The sequence below is a fragment of the Mycobacterium seoulense genome (assembly GCF_010731595.1).
In the GTDB taxonomy this organism is placed as follows: domain Bacteria; phylum Actinomycetota; class Actinomycetes; order Mycobacteriales; family Mycobacteriaceae; genus Mycobacterium; species Mycobacterium seoulense.
Genome location: NZ_AP022582.1, coordinates 5,424,019 through 5,438,750 on the forward strand (window position 1 = coordinate 5,424,019; position 14,732 = coordinate 5,438,750).

At 70.1% G+C, this 14,732-nt stretch carries 14 protein-coding genes; 7 read left to right on the forward strand and 7 right to left on the reverse strand.

Going from position 1 to position 14,732, the window contains the following annotated elements; translation table 11 throughout:
- The first annotated feature begins 1 nt into the window (after nucleotide 1).
- Complete coding sequence (locus G6N37_RS25275) at nucleotides 2-1,000, forward strand: magnesium transporter CorA family protein (RefSeq protein WP_163684210.1); 999 nt, start codon at nucleotides 2-4, stop codon at nucleotides 998-1,000.
- Complete coding sequence (gene mgtA, locus G6N37_RS25280) at nucleotides 997-3,630, forward strand: magnesium-translocating P-type ATPase (protein WP_163684212.1); 2,634 nt, start codon at nucleotides 997-999, stop codon at nucleotides 3,628-3,630. The genes G6N37_RS25275 and mgtA overlap by 4 nt, the downstream gene beginning before the upstream one ends.
- A gap of 3 nt (nucleotides 3,631-3,633) precedes the next feature.
- Here the strand turns inward: mgtA and G6N37_RS25285 are convergent, their stop codons facing one another.
- Together G6N37_RS25285 and G6N37_RS25290 are read right to left on the reverse strand one after the other, a co-directional pair.
- Nucleotides 3,634-3,822 carry a hypothetical protein gene (locus G6N37_RS25285; RefSeq protein WP_232075181.1) on the reverse strand — a complete coding sequence of 63 codons (189 nt, stop codon included), beginning with the start codon at nucleotides 3,820-3,822 and terminating at the stop codon, nucleotides 3,634-3,636.
- A gap of 106 nt (nucleotides 3,823-3,928) precedes the next feature.
- Complete coding sequence (locus G6N37_RS25290; RefSeq protein WP_163684216.1) at nucleotides 3,929-4,279, reverse strand: DUF732 domain-containing protein; 351 nt, start codon at nucleotides 4,277-4,279, stop codon at nucleotides 3,929-3,931.
- A gap of 161 nt (nucleotides 4,280-4,440) precedes the next feature.
- On the opposite strand from G6N37_RS25290, the gene G6N37_RS25295 reads away from it, so the two are divergent.
- A complete protein-coding gene (locus G6N37_RS25295; RefSeq protein ID WP_163684217.1) occupies nucleotides 4,441-5,358 on the forward strand; it encodes an extracellular catalytic domain type 1 short-chain-length polyhydroxyalkanoate depolymerase in 918 nt (305 codons plus the stop codon).
- A 41-nt stretch (nucleotides 5,359-5,399) separates the two neighbouring features.
- On the opposite strand, the gene nei2 is transcribed toward G6N37_RS25295, so the two are convergent.
- From nei2 to G6N37_RS25310, 3 genes are read right to left on the reverse strand one after another with little or no spacing between them, the layout of a single operon-like run.
- Nucleotides 5,400-6,155 carry an endonuclease VIII Nei2 gene (gene nei2, locus G6N37_RS25300; RefSeq protein WP_163684219.1) on the reverse strand — a complete coding sequence of 252 codons (756 nt, stop codon included), beginning with the start codon at nucleotides 6,153-6,155 and terminating at the stop codon, nucleotides 5,400-5,402.
- 12 nt (nucleotides 6,156-6,167) lie between these two features.
- The gene (locus G6N37_RS25305; protein WP_163684221.1) at nucleotides 6,168-10,736 is read right to left on the reverse strand and encodes an ATP-dependent helicase; all 4,569 of its coding nucleotides are present in this window, start codon (nucleotides 10,734-10,736) and stop codon (nucleotides 6,168-6,170) included.
- Between the two features lie 39 nt (nucleotides 10,737-10,775).
- Entirely contained in the window at nucleotides 10,776-11,447 is a 672-nt protein-coding gene (locus G6N37_RS25310; RefSeq protein WP_163684223.1) for a TetR/AcrR family transcriptional regulator, read from the reverse strand.
- Nucleotides 11,448-11,801: 354 nt separating this feature from the next.
- Here G6N37_RS25310 and G6N37_RS25315 point away from each other — a divergent pair, with 354 nt between their 5' ends.
- Nucleotides 11,802-12,185, forward strand: coding sequence for a hypothetical protein (locus tag G6N37_RS25315; protein WP_163684225.1), 384 nt, complete (start codon nucleotides 11,802-11,804; stop codon nucleotides 12,183-12,185).
- 95 nt (nucleotides 12,186-12,280) lie between these two features.
- The gene (gene usfY / locus G6N37_RS25320) at nucleotides 12,281-12,592 is read left to right on the forward strand and encodes a protein UsfY (RefSeq protein ID WP_163684227.1); all 312 of its coding nucleotides are present in this window, start codon (nucleotides 12,281-12,283) and stop codon (nucleotides 12,590-12,592) included.
- A gap of 133 nt (nucleotides 12,593-12,725) precedes the next feature.
- On the opposite strand, the gene G6N37_RS25940 is transcribed toward usfY, so the two are convergent.
- Entirely contained in the window at nucleotides 12,726-12,878 is a 153-nt protein-coding gene (locus G6N37_RS25940) for a hypothetical protein (RefSeq protein ID WP_167527411.1), read from the reverse strand.
- Between the two features lie 107 nt (nucleotides 12,879-12,985).
- Between G6N37_RS25940 and G6N37_RS25325 the strand changes: the two genes are divergently transcribed.
- Both G6N37_RS25325 and G6N37_RS25330 read left to right on the forward strand, forming a co-directional pair.
- Entirely contained in the window at nucleotides 12,986-13,423 is a 438-nt protein-coding gene (locus G6N37_RS25325) for an ATP-binding protein (RefSeq protein ID WP_083169842.1), read from the forward strand.
- Nucleotides 13,420-14,208 carry an RNA polymerase sigma factor SigF gene (locus G6N37_RS25330; RefSeq protein ID WP_067918163.1) on the forward strand — a complete coding sequence of 263 codons (789 nt, stop codon included), beginning with the start codon at nucleotides 13,420-13,422 and terminating at the stop codon, nucleotides 14,206-14,208. Before G6N37_RS25325 ends, G6N37_RS25330 begins: the two co-directional genes overlap by 4 nt.
- Here G6N37_RS25330 and G6N37_RS25335 read toward each other — a convergent pair.
- Complete coding sequence (locus G6N37_RS25335; protein ID WP_163684229.1) at nucleotides 14,179-14,610, reverse strand: STAS domain-containing protein; 432 nt, start codon at nucleotides 14,608-14,610, stop codon at nucleotides 14,179-14,181. The two genes, G6N37_RS25330 and G6N37_RS25335, sit on opposite strands and share 30 nt — an antisense overlap.
- Nucleotides 14,611-14,732 lie beyond the last annotated feature (122 nt).

Consider the following 14,732-nt stretch of genomic DNA (forward strand, 5'->3'; position numbering starts at 1 on the left):
CGTGCAGGGCACACCGAACATCCAGGGCCGCGTCTGGCGCCACGGTAAGCCGCAGGAAGACTTCACGTTCGACGACGTATCGGACTACCTGCGCGAGTCCGAGGCCCTCGTCTGGGTGGATTTGTGCGCCCCCGACCACGACGCGTTGTGCGACCTGGCGGCCGAGCTCGGCCTCAACACGTGGGCGGTCGAAGACGCCGTCGCGGCGGCCGAACGGGTGAAAGCCACCGCGTACGACACGCACACCTTCTTCACCGTCTACGCCGTTCTGGTCGCGGCGGACGCCGGCGACGAGCCGCGACGGATGCTGTCCATGCACCGGATTTCGGCGTTCGTGCTTCCCCGCGGCCTGATCACGGTGCGCCTGACGACGGACTTCGACATGACTCAGGTCGCGCGGCGCTGGGAGGAGATCGGCGCCCAGCAGTACGGTGTGGGCGCCCTGGTGCACGGGTTGCTCGACGTCGTCGTCGACAGTCACTTCGCCGCGGTGGAGGCCCTCGACGACTGCGTCGAGGACATCGAGGACGAGCTGTTCGACGGCACGCCCCGCCAGGCCGGCTTCCAGCGCCGCACCTTCCAGATGAGACGCGACCTGGTGGCGCTGCGGCGGGTGGCGCTGCCCATGCGGGAGGTCGTCAACTCGATCCAGCACCACCGCCACGAGGTCGGCACGGCCCGGGAGCTGGACCCGCTGTATGCCGACCTGTACGACCACGTGCTTCGCGTGTCGGAGTGGACGGAGTCGTTGCGGGACATGGTCACCACCATTTTCGAAACGAACCTGTCGCTGCAGGACGCCCGGCTGAACACCATCATGAAGAAGCTGACGGGATGGGCGGCCATCATCGCGGTCCCCACCGCGATCACGGGCTTCTACGGCCAGAACGTCCCCTACCCGGGCTTCGGCCACGCCGCCGGCTTCCTTGCCAGCACCAGCCTGATATTCGTCCTGATGGTGCTCATCTACGCGATGTTCAAACGACGGGACTGGCTGTGACCGCTGACCTGCTACCCGACACCGCGGCCCCGAACACGGCGCTGGTCGCCGCCGCCGACGTCGACGACGTGCTGCGCCGGCTGGACAGCTCGACCGCGGGGTTGTCCAGCGCGGAGGCCGCCGCCCGGCTGACGCGCCACGGACCCAACGCGGTGCAAACCCATCACGTCAATGTCTTTGCGGTGCTGGGCCGTCAACTGCGCAACGCCGTGCTCATCCTGCTGGCCGGCACCGCCGTCGTCTCGTACTTTCTGGGCGACAGCATGCAGGCCGTCATCATCTTCATCATCCTGGCGGCCAGCATCGGCCTGGGCTTCATCAACGAATACCGCGCCGAGCGGGCCGCCGCCGACCTGCACGCCAGCGTGCACCACAACGCCGTGGTCTGCCGCGACGGGAAGTTCGTCTCGCTCGCGGTGACCGCGCTCGTGCCGGGCGACGTGATTCGGCTGTCGCTGGGGGAGGCCGTGCCCGCCGACATCCGGCTGATCGAGGTCAACGGCCTGGAATGCAACGAGAGCATTCTGACCGGGGAATCGACCGGATCGGAGAAATCCGCGCAGCCGGTGCCCGCCGGCACCGGCTTGGCCGACGCCACCGACCTGGCCTTCATGGGCACCATCGTCAGCGCCGGCGAGGGCATCGGGGTGGTGTACGCCACCGGAAGAGACGCCGAATTCGGGCGGATCGCATCGGGTTTGGACGAACGCCAGCCCGAAACCAGCTTCCAGGTGGGACTGCGCCGGTTCTCCTACCTGCTGCTGCAGGTCGCCGCCGCGCTGATGGTGATCATCTTGGTCAGCAACCTGCTGCTGGCCAAACCGATCATCGACTCCGTGCTGTTCTCGCTGGCGATCGCCGTCGGGATCACGCCGCAGCTGCTGCCCGCCGTCGTCAGCACCGGCCTGGCGACCGGATCACGGCAGCTGGCCAAGGCGAAGGTGCTGGTGAAGCGGTTGGTGTGCATCGAGGACCTCGGCGACATCGACATCCTGATCACCGACAAGACCGGAACCCTGACCGAAGGCCGGCTCCGTTTGGTGGACTCCATCGATCCCGCCGGTGCGCACAGCGACCCGGTGCGTCGGCTGGGGCTGCTGGCCTCGGATGTGGACCCGGAAACCGCCGGCGCCAGCGCCAATCCGCTCGACGCCGCACTCTGGGAGTCCCCCGATGCGCGGGAATTGGCGGCCGGTGCCGCGCACCGGGTGGCGATGCTGCCGTTCGACCATGAACGCCGGGCGACGTCGGCCCTGGTCGACGTCGACGGGGGCCGGCTGCTGGTGGTCAAGGGGGCGCCCGAGCAGGTGCTGGCCCAATGCCGAGCGGTACCACCGGCGGCCGAGGAGACCCTGTCGGCGTTGTTCGCCGCCGGGCGCCGGGTGGTGGCAGTGGCCGCCAAACCGGCGCCCGCGATGACGGAGCTCAGCCGGGCGGACGAATGCGAGCTCTCGCTCGCGGGATTCCTGGTGTTCGCCGACGAGCCCAAATCCGCTGCGCGGCAATCGCTCTCGGAGCTGGCCGACCTGGGCATCGAGCTGAAGATCGCCACCGGCGACAACCCGCGGGTTGCCGAAAAGGTCTGCGGCGACCTGGGTTTGGCCTCCAAGGGCACCATCACCGGCGCGGAGCTCGACGGGTTGGACGACCACGCGTTCACCCGCATCGCGCAGAACCACACGATCTTCGCGCGCATTTCCCCCGAGCAGAAGGCGCGGCTGATCGTCGCGCTGCGGCGCGAGGGGCGATCGGTGGGCTTCCTGGGCGACGGCGTCAACGACGCGCTGGCCCTGCATGCCGCCGATGTGGGGATCTCGGTCGACAGCGCCACCGACGTGGCCAAGGACGCGGCCGACGTGGTGCTGCTGGAGAAGGACCTCGGTGTGCTGGCCACCGGCGTGGCCGAGGGCCGGCGCATCTTCGCCAACACCATCAAGTACGTGCTGATGGGCACCTCGAGCAACTTCGGCAACATGTTCAGCGCCGCGGCCGCGTCGGCGCTGTTGCCGTTCCTGCCGATGCTGCCCAGCCAAATCCTGCTCAACAACCTGCTCTACGACACCTCGCAGCTGGCGATCCCGACCGACCGGGTCGACGCGGCGCAGCTGCAGGCGCCGTCGCACTGGGACGTCGCGTTCATCCGCCGGTTCATGCTGATCTTCGGTCCGATCAGTTCGCTGTTCGATTTCCTGACGTTCGGCCTGATGCTGGGGGTGCTGCACGCCGGCGCCATCGAGTTCCGGACCGGCTGGTTCGTGGAATCCCTTGCGACGCAGACGCTGATCATCTTCGTCATCCGCACCCGCATGGTGCCGTTCTTTCGGAGCCGGCCCAGTGCGCTGCTGGCCGTCACCAGTCTGACCGTGGTCGCCGTCGGCGCCGGGCTCACGATTTCACCGCTGGCCCGCACGCTGGGCTTCACGCCGCTGCCGTGGCAGTTCTTCGGCGTGCTGGGCACCTTCGTCGTCTGTTACCTGGTGCTGGTGGAGCTCGGCAAGCTCCTTTTCTACAGCGAGCCGATACGCCTCAACGGGCAACCGCATCGCACCCGCGGAAGCGCGTACCGCATCCGGCGCCGCGCCGCGCGCTACCACCACTACGCCGAGCGACGGATGCGGAAGCGGAACTAGGTTTCAGTGCTCGACTTGCAGGATCGGCACGTCCGAAAGGCCTTGCTGGATTCCCCAGTCGACTTTGTCCATCAGAGTCGTGCTGCCCGCCGGAGCCGTCTCCTGGCAACTGCAGCTGAGGGTGTTGAAAGGGCTTGGGTCGGCGTTGGCCGATGCTGCCGTCCAGCATGCAGCGCCGATGGTGAGTGCCACGCCGACCAAAAGTTTAGGAATCATTTGGCCTTCGAGTTCTCGAGATTAGTTCAGGCGTAATTTTAGCGGCGCGCTTGTCACGGGCCTGTCAACTGACTGTTAACTTTCACGCCTGGGTGCCGTACTTCGGGCAGTACGCCCGGATGCTCACGCCGACGAAGTAGCCGGCGTGGTAGCCGTCGAGGTGGCTGTTGGACATGACGTCGTTTGCGACCTGTTGCGGCGCCTCGCCGGATTCGAGTTGCTGGCACACCAGGTGGCCGGACCGGATGGCGGTTTCGGGCGATTCGTAGTTGATGCCCTTGGCCGTCAGCGCCGCGAGGAATGCGTCATCGGCGGCGGTGGCGTGGACGGTCGGGGCCGCTGCCAGCACGCCCAGCAGCCCGACCGCCGGGACGACGCCGGCAGCCAACAGCAACACCAGCAGGCTGGGGTTGCGTACCTGGGTCCTCGTCATTTCTGATACTCCCGTGACATCGAAGTGCCGTTGCTCGCTGACAGCGGGGGCTGCCCGAATATTTGCACGCGGCGGGCTCGCACGGTGCACGATCAATGATATTGCGACCATTGCCACACCCAGCGCGGCTCCTGCGCCGGTCCCCTCGGTGTAGCGACGATATGCCATACGTGCGCTGGTTGGCGCTGGTCATCGTGGCGGTGTGCTTGGCGGGCTGTGGTGTGCGGCATGTGTCGGCGGCCAGCGCTCGGGATGCTTCCGGGACTTTCCGTTCCGGCGGCATGGACCGAACTTACCTGCTGCACGTGCCGCCGGGTACCCCGGTCGGGCTGGTGTTGAGCTTGCACGGCGGCGGCGGCACCGGCAACGGGCAGCGGGGGCTGACCGGTTTCGACGCCGTCGCCGACGCCCACAATCTGCTGGTGGTGTATCCCGACGGGTACGACAAGAGCTGGGCCGACGGGCGGGGGGCCTCGCCGGCGGACCGCCGGCACGTCGACGACGTCGGCTTCCTGGTGGGGCTGGTGGGCAAGCTGAGGGACGACTACGGCATCGCGCCGGGACACGTCTTCGTCACGGGGATGTCCAACGGCGCCTTCATGTCCAACCGGTTGGCGTGTGACCACGCCGACGTGTTCGCCGCCGTCGCGCCCGTGGCCGGCACCCTGGGCGAGGGCGTGGCGTGCAACCCGTCGCGGCCGGTCTCGGTGTGGGCGGCCCATGGCACCGCCGACCCGCTCGTGCCGTTCCACGGCGGTGTCGTGCGCGGTCGCGGCGGGGTGAGCCACTCCATCGCCGCCGACAGCATGGTGAACAAGTGGCGCTCGGCCGATGGTTGCCAAGGCGATCCGGTGGTGCAGGTCCTGCCCAACGTCGGGGACGGCACCGTGGTGCGCCGGTTCGACTCCACGGCGTGCGCGGCGTCCACCGAGGTGGTCTTCTACCAGATCGACAGCGGCGGGCACACCTGGCCGGGCGGCAGGCAGTACCTGCCCAAGGCGATCATCGGGCCCACCACCCGCGCGCTCGACGGGTCGGAAGCGATCGCCCAGTTCTTCCTGGCGCACGCCCGGGACTAGACCGTATGGGGGCTGGGGGTCGCCACCGTACGACCAGCGCCTCAGCGCTGGCAGGACGGGCACCAGTACGTCACCCGGTCCCCGGCGCTGTCGTACCCGATGGGGGTGCCGCAGCGGCGGCAACTCTGCCCGGCCCGCCCGTAGACCCACAGCTGCCGCCCGGTCCGGGTGTCGCCGGTGGTGCAGCGGTTCCAACGGAACCGGTTCAGCCACAACATGTCTCGGGCACGTGAGACCAGCCGGTGCGGGTCGGAGACCGCGCTCACCGGCGCGCTGGGCAGGTGTCCGCTGACGAAACACAGCTCGTTGCAGTAGACGTTGCCGATGCCGGCAAGCACCCGCTGGTCGAGCAGCGCCTCGGCGAGCGCCCGGTCCGGCTCAGCCGCCAGGTTGGCGGCGGCGAGCCCCGGGTCCCAGTCCTCGCCCAACAGGTCCGGCCCCAGATGCGCGACGGCGTCGCCGTCGCGGTCACGCTCGAGGATCTCCAGGACGCCCAGGTCCACGCCGACGGCGCGGACGGCGCCGGCTTCCAAGACGATGCGCGCCCGGTGGTCGACCCGCACCGGCCGGTCGGCGACCCGCCAGCTGCCGTCCATCTTCAGGTGCGAGTGGATGCTCGCCCGGCCGACCCGGATGAACAGATGCTTCCCCCGGCTGAGCACCTCGTCGACCGCCTGCCCGGTGAGGTCGACGGTGGCGTACCGCGGTACCCGGACGTCGCAGCGCGTCAGGGTGCGCCCCACCAGGCGCGCTCGCAGGACGGCCGCGGTGTGCCAGACGGTGTCTCCTTCGGGCATGGCTACCCGGCCTTACCGCAGCCGTAGTCCGCGCGGGGTGCGGGCGAAGCCGGCTCCCTGCAACGCGTTCGCCACCTGGCCGGGTCCATCCTGGGGCTGCAGCGCCGGCGTGCCGTCGATGCGTTCGATGAGGATCGACGCGACGCGCCGGACGGCGACCAGGTCGGCCAGCGCCGCGGCCGCCGCCTGGTGGGCACCGGGGTCGTCGGTGAAGGTGAGCAGGGACCGCCCGCCGCGCTCGAGGAACCAGGCCAGGTGGCCGTCCACCAGCACGACGAGCGCGCCGGCCTTGCGGCCCGGCCGGGCACCGGCCCCGACGCCCTCGCCGCCGGACGTCGGCCAGGGCAGGGCGGCGCCGTAGGGGTTGGCCGGGTCGGCCGCGGCCAATACCACCGCCCGGTATTCGGGGCGCTCGGGGTCGATGTCGTCGCTGTAGGTGCGTAGCCGGTCGACGGTCGAGGCGACGGCGAACTGGGCGCCGCCCAGCGACTCGACGAAGTAACCGCGCTGGCACCGGCCGGTTTCCTCGAAGCCGCTCAGCACCTTGTACAGCGTGGCGAACCCGCCGGTGACGCCCTCGGCCGCCACCGCGCCCCGGGTCAGCACGCCGTGGCGGCCCAACAGCAGCTCCGCCTGGTAGTGGGCGCGCACGGTGGAGTCGGGCTCGGGAGCGGGCAGGGCGGACCAGCGGCCCGCCACCGTCGGGTCGGCCGGGCGGGATTGCGCGTGCGCGACGCTGTAGCGGCTCAGGCGCGGCGGCCGGTGTGACCGGTGCGCCGGCGCCGAACGCCTGCGGCTGCCCACGCCGCCCAGCACGGCCCGCACCGGGGCGAACGTGTCACCGGTGACCCAGCCGGCCCAGATCAGTTCCCACAGCGCCGCTTTCAGTTCCGCGTCGGGGATCCCGCTCTGGGCCAGCTGCCGGAAGAAGTACGCACCCCCGCCGGCCAGCGTGTCCAGGATGGCGCGGTGGGCGTCGCTGAAGTCGATCTCGGCGGGACCGGCCAGGGTCAACGGGGCGGAATCGCCCACGTGGAGCGCGACCCAGCCGTCGCTGGACGAGATCGACCCGGCGCCCGACCAGGTGACCTCCCCGGTGGCGAGCAGCTCGTCGAGCATGGCGGGGGAGTAGTCCCGGACCCGGGGGCCCAGCACCAGCGGTTCGATCGCCGACGCGGGCATCCGGACACCGGCCAGCTGGTCGACCGCCGACATCAGCCCGTCCAGCCCCGAGTGGCCCGGCGAACCGGCGGAGCCCACCCGGTGCCAGGCCGGCAGGAACCGCCTGTACGCGGCGGTGCTCACGGGTTCGACCTGCGCGCGCAGCGCGGCCAGCGAGCGGCGCCGCAACACGCGCAGCACGTCGGCGTCGCACCACTGCTCGCCGCCGGATGCGCCGGAAATCTCGGCCGCGGCGACGAAGTCGCCGCGAACCAGCCGGCCGTCGGCGGCCAGCCGGCCCAGCACGTCGGCCGTCACCCGCAGCCCCAGCCCGAACCGGGCGGCGGCGTCGGTGGTGGTGAACGGGGTGCGGGTGCGCGCGTAGCGGCCCAGCAGTTCACCCAGCGGGTCGGCCACCGCCTCGGTGAAGGCGGCCGGTACCCCCAGCGGGACGGGCGCCCCCACCCCGTCGCGCAGCCGGCCGATGTCCTCGATGGCCACCCACCAGCTGCGGCCGGCGAACGACACGGTCAGCGCCCGCCGGGCCGCGAGCAGGCCTTCGAGCCAGCCGCCCACCTCGGCCCCGCCGGCGCGGGCGGCGATCTCGCTCTCGGTCATCGGGCCCAGCAGCCGCAGCAGGTCCGCGACGCCTTCGGCGTCGCGCGCGGCCCGGTCCTCCGACAGGTGCTGCAGCTGGCGCCCGGTCGCGGCGATGACGTCCGCGTCGAGCAGCTCGCGCAGCTCGACGCGGCCGAGCAGTTCGGCCAGCAGCGTGCTGTCCAGCGACAGCGCCGCGGCCCGGCGCTCGGCCAGCGGCGAATCGCCCTCGTACATGAACGCGCCGACATAGCCGAACAGCAGGGACGCGGCGAACGGGGACGGCCGCGCCGTCTCCGTTTCGAGCACCCGCACCGTGCGCTGGGCGATGCCGCCCATCAGCGCGACCAGGGCCGGGACGTCGTAGACGTCCTGCAGGCATTCGCGGATGGTCTCCAGCACCACCGGGAAGTCGGGGTATTTGCGCGCCACTTCCAGCAGCTGCGCCGCGCGCTGACGCTGCTGCCACAGTGGCGAGCGGCGCCCGGGGTGGCGGCGCGGCAGCAGCAGTGACCGGGCCGCGCACTCCCGGAACCGCGACGCGAACAGCGCCGAACCGCCCACCTCGGCGGTGACGACGGGGTCGATCTCGTCGGGGTCGAAGACGAAAAGTTCGGCGCCGGGCGGGGTCTCGCCGGAGTCCGAGAGCGTGTCGGGCAACCGCACCACGATGCCGTCGTCGGACGCGGTCGGCTTCTCGTCGAGCCCGTAGCGCTCCCGCAGCCGCCGGCCCACCGCCAGCGCCAGCGGCCCGTTCACCCGCAGCCCGTACGGCGAGTGCAGGATGACCCGCCAATCGCCGAGCTCGTCGCGGAACCGCTCGACCAGCAGGGTGGTGTCGGTGGGAACCACCCCCGCGGCGGTCCGCTGCTCGTCCAGCAGCGCCCACACGTTGTCCGTCGCGTAGGCGTCGAAGCCCAGGCCGGCGCAGCGCGCGTTGAACGCCTCGCGGCCCAGCCCGGCCAGCTCGCCGGTGAACGCGCCGAGCGCGGCGCCCAGCTCGGCCGGCCGTCCCACGCCGTCGCCGCGCCAGAACGGCAACCGGGCCGGCTGCCCGGGCGCGGGGATCACCAGCACCCGGTCGTGGGTGATCTCGGTGATCCGCCAGCTGGTGGCGCCCAGCGAGATCACGTCGCCGGGCCGGGATTCGTACACCATCTCTTCCTCGAGCTCACCCACCCGCGTGGGCTTTTCGGCCTCGGAGGCGAGATACACGGCGAACAGCCCGCGGTCGGGGATGGCGCCGCCGGAGGTGACGGCCAGCCGCTGCGCGCCGGGCCGCGCGGTCAGCGTGCCGGTGTCGCGGTCGTAGACCAGGCGCGGCCGCAGCTCGGCGAACTCGGTCGACGGGTACTTGCCCGACAACAGGTCCAGGGTGGCCTCGTACACGCTGCGCGGCAGCGTCGCGAAGGGGGCGCTGCGGCGCACCGTGTCGAACCACCGGTCGGCGTCCAGCGGCTCCAGCGCGGCGGCCGCCACCGTCTGTTGCGCGAGGATGTCCAGCGGGTTGGCGGGCACCCGCATCGTCTCGATCTGGCCGGCCAGCATCCGCTGCACGGTCACCGCGCAGCCGATCAGGTCGGTGCGGTGCTTGGGGAACAGGATGCCCCGGGAGACCTCGCCGACCTGGTGGCCGGCCCGCCCGATGCGCTGCAGGCCGCTGGCCACCGACGGCGGCGCCTCCACCTGGATCACCAGGTCGACCGCGCCCATGTCGATGCCCAGCTCCAGGCTCGAGGTCGCCACCACCGCCTTGAGCAGCCCGCGCTTGAGGTCCTCTTCGACCAGGGCGCGCTGCTCCTTGCTCACCGAGCCGTGGTGGGCGCGCGCCAGTATCGGATCGGCGCCGTAGGTCTGGCCGCTGCCCATGATGTGCGCGGGCGCCCCGCCCGGCACCCCGCGGTTGGCGTCCGACGCCAGTTCGATCCCGCAGCGTTCGGCGTGGATCTCGTTGAGCCGCGCGGTCAAGCGCTCGGCCAGCCGCCGCGAATTGGCGAACACGATGGTCGAATTGTGCGCTTCGATCAGGTCGACCAGCCGGGCCTCGACGTCGGGCCAGATGCTGTTGTTGGCCAGGTTGGCCATGTCGGGCACCGGCACCTGCACCGCCAGCTCCACGGTCTTGGCCGCCCGGGGCGCCACGATGGTCGTCGGTTGCTGCCCGGACAGGAACCGCGCGAGCTCTTCGGGCGGGCGCACCGTCGCCGACAACCCGATGCGCTGGGCTGGCGCAGCTTCCCGCAGCTCGTCAAGCCGCTCCAGCGACAGCGCCAGGTGCGCGCCGCGCTTGCCCGCGGCGATGGCGTGGATCTCGTCGACGATCACCGTCTGCACGCCGGCCAGGGTTTCGCGAGCGGCCGAGGTGAGCATCAGAAACAGCGACTCCGGCGTGGTGATCAGCACGTCGGGGGGTCGCGCGATGAGCTGGCGGCGCTCGGCGGCCGGGGTGTCGCCCGAGCGGACGCCGACGCTGATGTCCGGTGGCGGCCGACCGTGGCGCTCGGCGATGCGGGTGAGGCCGGCCAGCGGGGTGCGCAGGTTGCGCTCGACGTCAACCGCCAGCGCCTTGAGGGGCGACACGTACAGCACCCGGGTCCCCCCCGGCCTTTCGCCCGAGCCGGCAAGTCCGGCCAGGGAGTCCAGGGCCCACAGGAAGGCCGCGAGCGTCTTGCCGGATCCGGTCGGCGCGATCACCAGCGTGTTGTCGCCGTCGGCGATGGCGTCCCAGGCTTGTGCCTGCGCGGTGGTGGGCCCGGCGAACGTGCTGGTGAACCATTCGCGGGTGGTCGCGCTGAACCGGCCTAGCGGGTCACGGGTGGTCACCTACACCATGGTGCCAAGGTGCACCGACAAGAGCGTGGGCTAGCGCGGCTGGATGCGGGCCGTCGCCATCGCATGGGACAGTTCCGGCGGTATCTCGGGGACCCGGGCGATGGCGTCGAACAGCGAGTGCGCGCACGCGTCGGCGAGGCGCTCGGCGTCGATCGTGGGATCGATGATGCGCTGGCGGCACAGCTCGAAGGTGAACGCCAGCCAGCCGTGACAGATCACCCGAAGGTCCCGCTCGACGTCCCCTTCGAGCTTGGCCCCCGAGATGTTGGCCACCAGGTCGTGGATGCGGCTCATGATGTGTTCGAGCTGGCGGTTCTTGGCTTCGTCGTCGACGCCCAGCAGAACCGGGTCGGACCGGCCCAGGCCGACGTACGCGGCCCACGCGGCCTCCGGGTTCTGCTCGTGGTAGGCCATGTACGCCATGACCCCCATCCGCACCTCTTCGTACATGGTCAGGCCGGTGGCGTCGTCCATGTTGGTGGTCTCGTACAGGCGGTCGGCCTCGTCCTTGACCACGGCGGCGAAGAAGGCCCGCTTGTCGGGGAAGTAGTGATACATCAGCGCCCGCGACACTCCGGCGCGCTCGGCGATCTCGTCGATGCGCACCTCGTCGTAGGGTCGCTTTCCGAAGACTTCTGCCCCCAAAGCGAGCAGCTCAGCGCGTCGATCCTCGGGGGATAACCGCCTTCTGGCTGTCGGCATGTGAGAGATAGTACTCACCGGTCCTGAGACACCGACCAAATTGTGTTTATCCGGGCTCCACGCCCTGTGCCAGCGATTATTGGCGGATTAATTGACGGAGGCGTCGGTGGCCTCCGCGCCCCCGGGGCCCGGCACGCGCGCCGAAACCGGGCTTCCCGCATGCCGCCGGCTGTGGCAACGTCGCCCGGTTTCACCGGTTTTACCGGTGGGTATCTGTTCCCATGCGTATTCCGCTGGTGCCAGCGCGATCGCAGCGCCGAGTTTCGTCGGCCCATTTGTCATCGCGCGGTAACTATTGCGACGCAGCAAACGATGAAGAAAGCATTGACGACGCGGGGGACATAAGGGGCAGGGATGCACAAAGCGGAGGAGCGATCGGGTGGTGATCGCTTGGGGCAGGAAGACGGCGAAGTGCGCGCCGCCGTGCGGTTCGCGGCGCTGTCCGCCGTGGCGGCGGTGGGGTTCCTGGTCATGGCCGCGCTGTGGGTGAGCACCTGTCCGGGCACCGGGGTGGACACCGCGGCCTGCGGCGCTCCGCAGCGCACGTTGCTGGCGCTGGGGGGACCGCTGATTCTGCTGGCGGCCGGACTCTGGGCGTTCCTGCGCACCTACTTGGTGTGGAAGTCGCGGGGCACCTGGTGGGGATGGCACGGTGCCGGCTGGTTCTTGTTCACCCTGATGGTGCTGATGGTGGCCCTGGGCGTGTCCCCGATCGCCGGTCCGGCGCTGGCCCTCTGAGCAGGGTCTCGCCAAAGCCTTCCGGGGGATCTACCGTTGATGGTGCAACCCGTATTGAGCTGCGCACGAGCATCAAATCTCCACGAGGAGCAGCCATGGGAGACACATTTCATGACCCCGTTGACCATCTGAGGACCACACGGCCGCTCGCCGGCGAGTCATTGATCGACGTATTGCACTGGCCCGGGTATCTGCTGGTGTTGGCCGGCGTGGTCGGGGCGTGCGGAAGCCTGGCGGCCTTCGGCACCGGACACCATCACGAGGGCGTGACCGCGGGCGTACTGGCCGTCATCGCCGCGGTCGTCGGGTTGACGTGGGTGGCGATAGAACACCGGCGGATCCGCCGGCTGGCGGATCGCTGGTACGCCGAGCACCCCGAGGTGCAGCGGCAGCGGCCCGCCAGCTAGCTGGCGCGCCGGCCGCGCTCCAGGTGAGCGCCGGACCATTTTTCGGGTGAGCGGATACGGGGGGTTACCGGCCCCGCGGAGTGGGTATCACGTGTGCACCATGATGAGTGCCGGAAGGGTTGCGTCAGCGTGGTCACCCCATCATGGGGGACAGGATCACGAAGACACCGACATAGATGCTTACCGCCAGAACCACCACTACGGCCAGCGCGATCCCGGCTGCCATCATCGCCACGCGCCGAAGCCGTCGCGTCCGGACCGTTCCGGTGGTTTCGGGACCCTCCACAGCGGGTCGCATACCCGGCGGCAAACATGACTAATCGGCTCGAACGCACGGTCCACGGCGGTCTGCCGGGCGGTAGTAGTGTCAGTCAATCATTGCCGGGAGACCAGATGAACGATGCGGGATTGCGCACCAACCAGCGTCAGCGCGGGCATCGCGCCGTCGAATTGCACGTCGCGGCGCGCCTGGAAAACCTCGCGATGCTGCGGACGCTGGTCGGTGCGATCGGCACCTTCGAGGACCTGGACTTCGACGCGGTGGCGGATCTGCGGCTCGCGGTCGACGAAGTGTGCACCCGGTTGATCCGCTGCGCCACCCCCGACGCCGTCCTGGTCGTCGTGGTGGACCCGCAGGACGACCAATTGGTGGTGGAGGCGTCCGCGGCGTGCGACACCCACGACGTGGTGGCGCCCGGCAGCTTCAGTTGGCACGTGCTGACATCCTTGGCCGACGACGTCCAGACCTTCCACGACGGGCGTGAACCCAACCAAACCGGCAGCGTCTTCGGTATCACGCTGACGGCGCGACGGGCGGCCTCCAGCAGGTGACACCACCAGCTGCCGGCGGTTCGGTCTCGCGTCCGAACGAGTACGCCGATGTCCCGGACATGTTCCGCGAGTTGGCGACCGTGCCCGCCGACTCGATGGAATTCCAGCGTCAACGGGACAAGATCGTCGAGCGTTGCCTGCCGCTGGCCGACCACATCGCCCGCCGGTTCGAGGGCCGCGGCGAACCGCGCGACGACCTCGTCCAGGTGGCGCGGGTCGGGCTGGTCAACGCCGTGGTCCGCTTCGACGTGGAGACGGGCTCGGACTTCGTGTCGTTCGCGGTGCCCACGATCATGGGCGAGGTCCGCCGGCACTTCCGCGACAACAGCTGGTCGGTCAAGGTACCGCGCCGCCTGAAGGAACTGCACCTGCGCCTGGGCACCGCGACCGCCGATCTGTCGCAGCGGCTCGGCCGGGCGCCCACCGCGACCGAACTCGCCGCCGAACTCGGCATGGACCGCGAGGAGGTCGTCGAGGGCCTGGTGGCGGGGAGCTCGTACAACACCCTGTCCATCGACAGCGGTGGCGGCAGCGACGAGGACGAAGCCCGCGCCATCGCCGACACCCTGGGCGACGTGGACACCGGTCTGGACCGGATCGAGGACCAGGAGTCGCTGCGCCCCCTGCTCGAGGCGCTGCCCGAACGGGAGCGAACGGTGTTGGTGCTCAGGTTCTTCGAGTCGATGACGCAGACACAGATCGCCGAACGGGTCGGCATCTCGCAGATGCACGTCTCCAGGCTGCTGGCGAAGTCGCTAACGCGACTGCGTGACCAACTGCAATAGGGACAGCGACTCGTCGCCTTCCGCCCGCAGCGGTTCCAGCAGCGGCTCGGCCATCGGTGTCGTCACCGGCAGCGTGCCGTCGGGGTCGCAGATGCGCAGCAGCCGCGACACGGCCGGGCTGGGCGCCATGGCCCAATCCGCCTGGGCGCCCGAGGACATGACGTTGATCCGGTGCAGTGCCGAAAAACCCGCCGTACCAATGAATTTCAGGCCACGAAGGTCGAGGACCAGGCGCCGCGAACGGCCGATGCTCTGTCGGACATACGCCGCCAGCTGGTCGGCGTTGGCGGCGTCGAGTTCACCGTCGACCGTGATCAGGGTTCCCGAGGGTTCCCAGCGCGCGGTGAACTGCGCCGCGCGGCTGTGCTGCCAAGATTGGGCCACAGGCATGACTGACTCCATCCGTAGAGGAGGGTGTGCTGCGGAATAGGCCCGGCGTGGACCCGAAGGAGAGAGCAGTGAGTTCAAGTTCCCGCGCCCGTCGAGCTATCCGCACGGCTGTGAACTCAACCTGACCTGACCCT

What these genes read in the sequence shown, in the direction of transcription:
- nei2 (WP_163684219.1), bottom strand. Translation starts at nt 6,155, where the DNA reads ATGCCCGAAGGAGACACCGTCTGGCACACCGCGGCCGTCCTGCGAGCG.
- G6N37_RS25295 (WP_163684217.1), top strand. Translation starts at nt 4,441, where the DNA reads ATGCCATACGTGCGCTGGTTGGCGCTGGTCATCGTGGCGGTGTGCTTG.
- G6N37_RS25310 (WP_163684223.1), bottom strand. Translation starts at nt 11,447, where the DNA reads ATGCCGACAGCCAGAAGGCGGTTATCCCCCGAGGATCGACGCGCTGAG.
- G6N37_RS25335 (WP_163684229.1), bottom strand. Translation starts at nt 14,610, where the DNA reads ATGGAGTCAGTCATGCCTGTGGCCCAATCTTGGCAGCACAGCCGCGCG.
- G6N37_RS25315 (WP_163684225.1), top strand. Translation starts at nt 11,802, where the DNA reads ATGCACAAAGCGGAGGAGCGATCGGGTGGTGATCGCTTGGGGCAGGAA.
- G6N37_RS25290 (WP_163684216.1), bottom strand. Translation starts at nt 4,279, where the DNA reads ATGACGAGGACCCAGGTACGCAACCCCAGCCTGCTGGTGTTGCTGTTG.
- G6N37_RS25325 (WP_083169842.1), top strand. Translation starts at nt 12,986, where the DNA reads ATGAACGATGCGGGATTGCGCACCAACCAGCGTCAGCGCGGGCATCGC.
- usfY (WP_163684227.1), top strand. Translation starts at nt 12,281, where the DNA reads ATGGGAGACACATTTCATGACCCCGTTGACCATCTGAGGACCACACGG.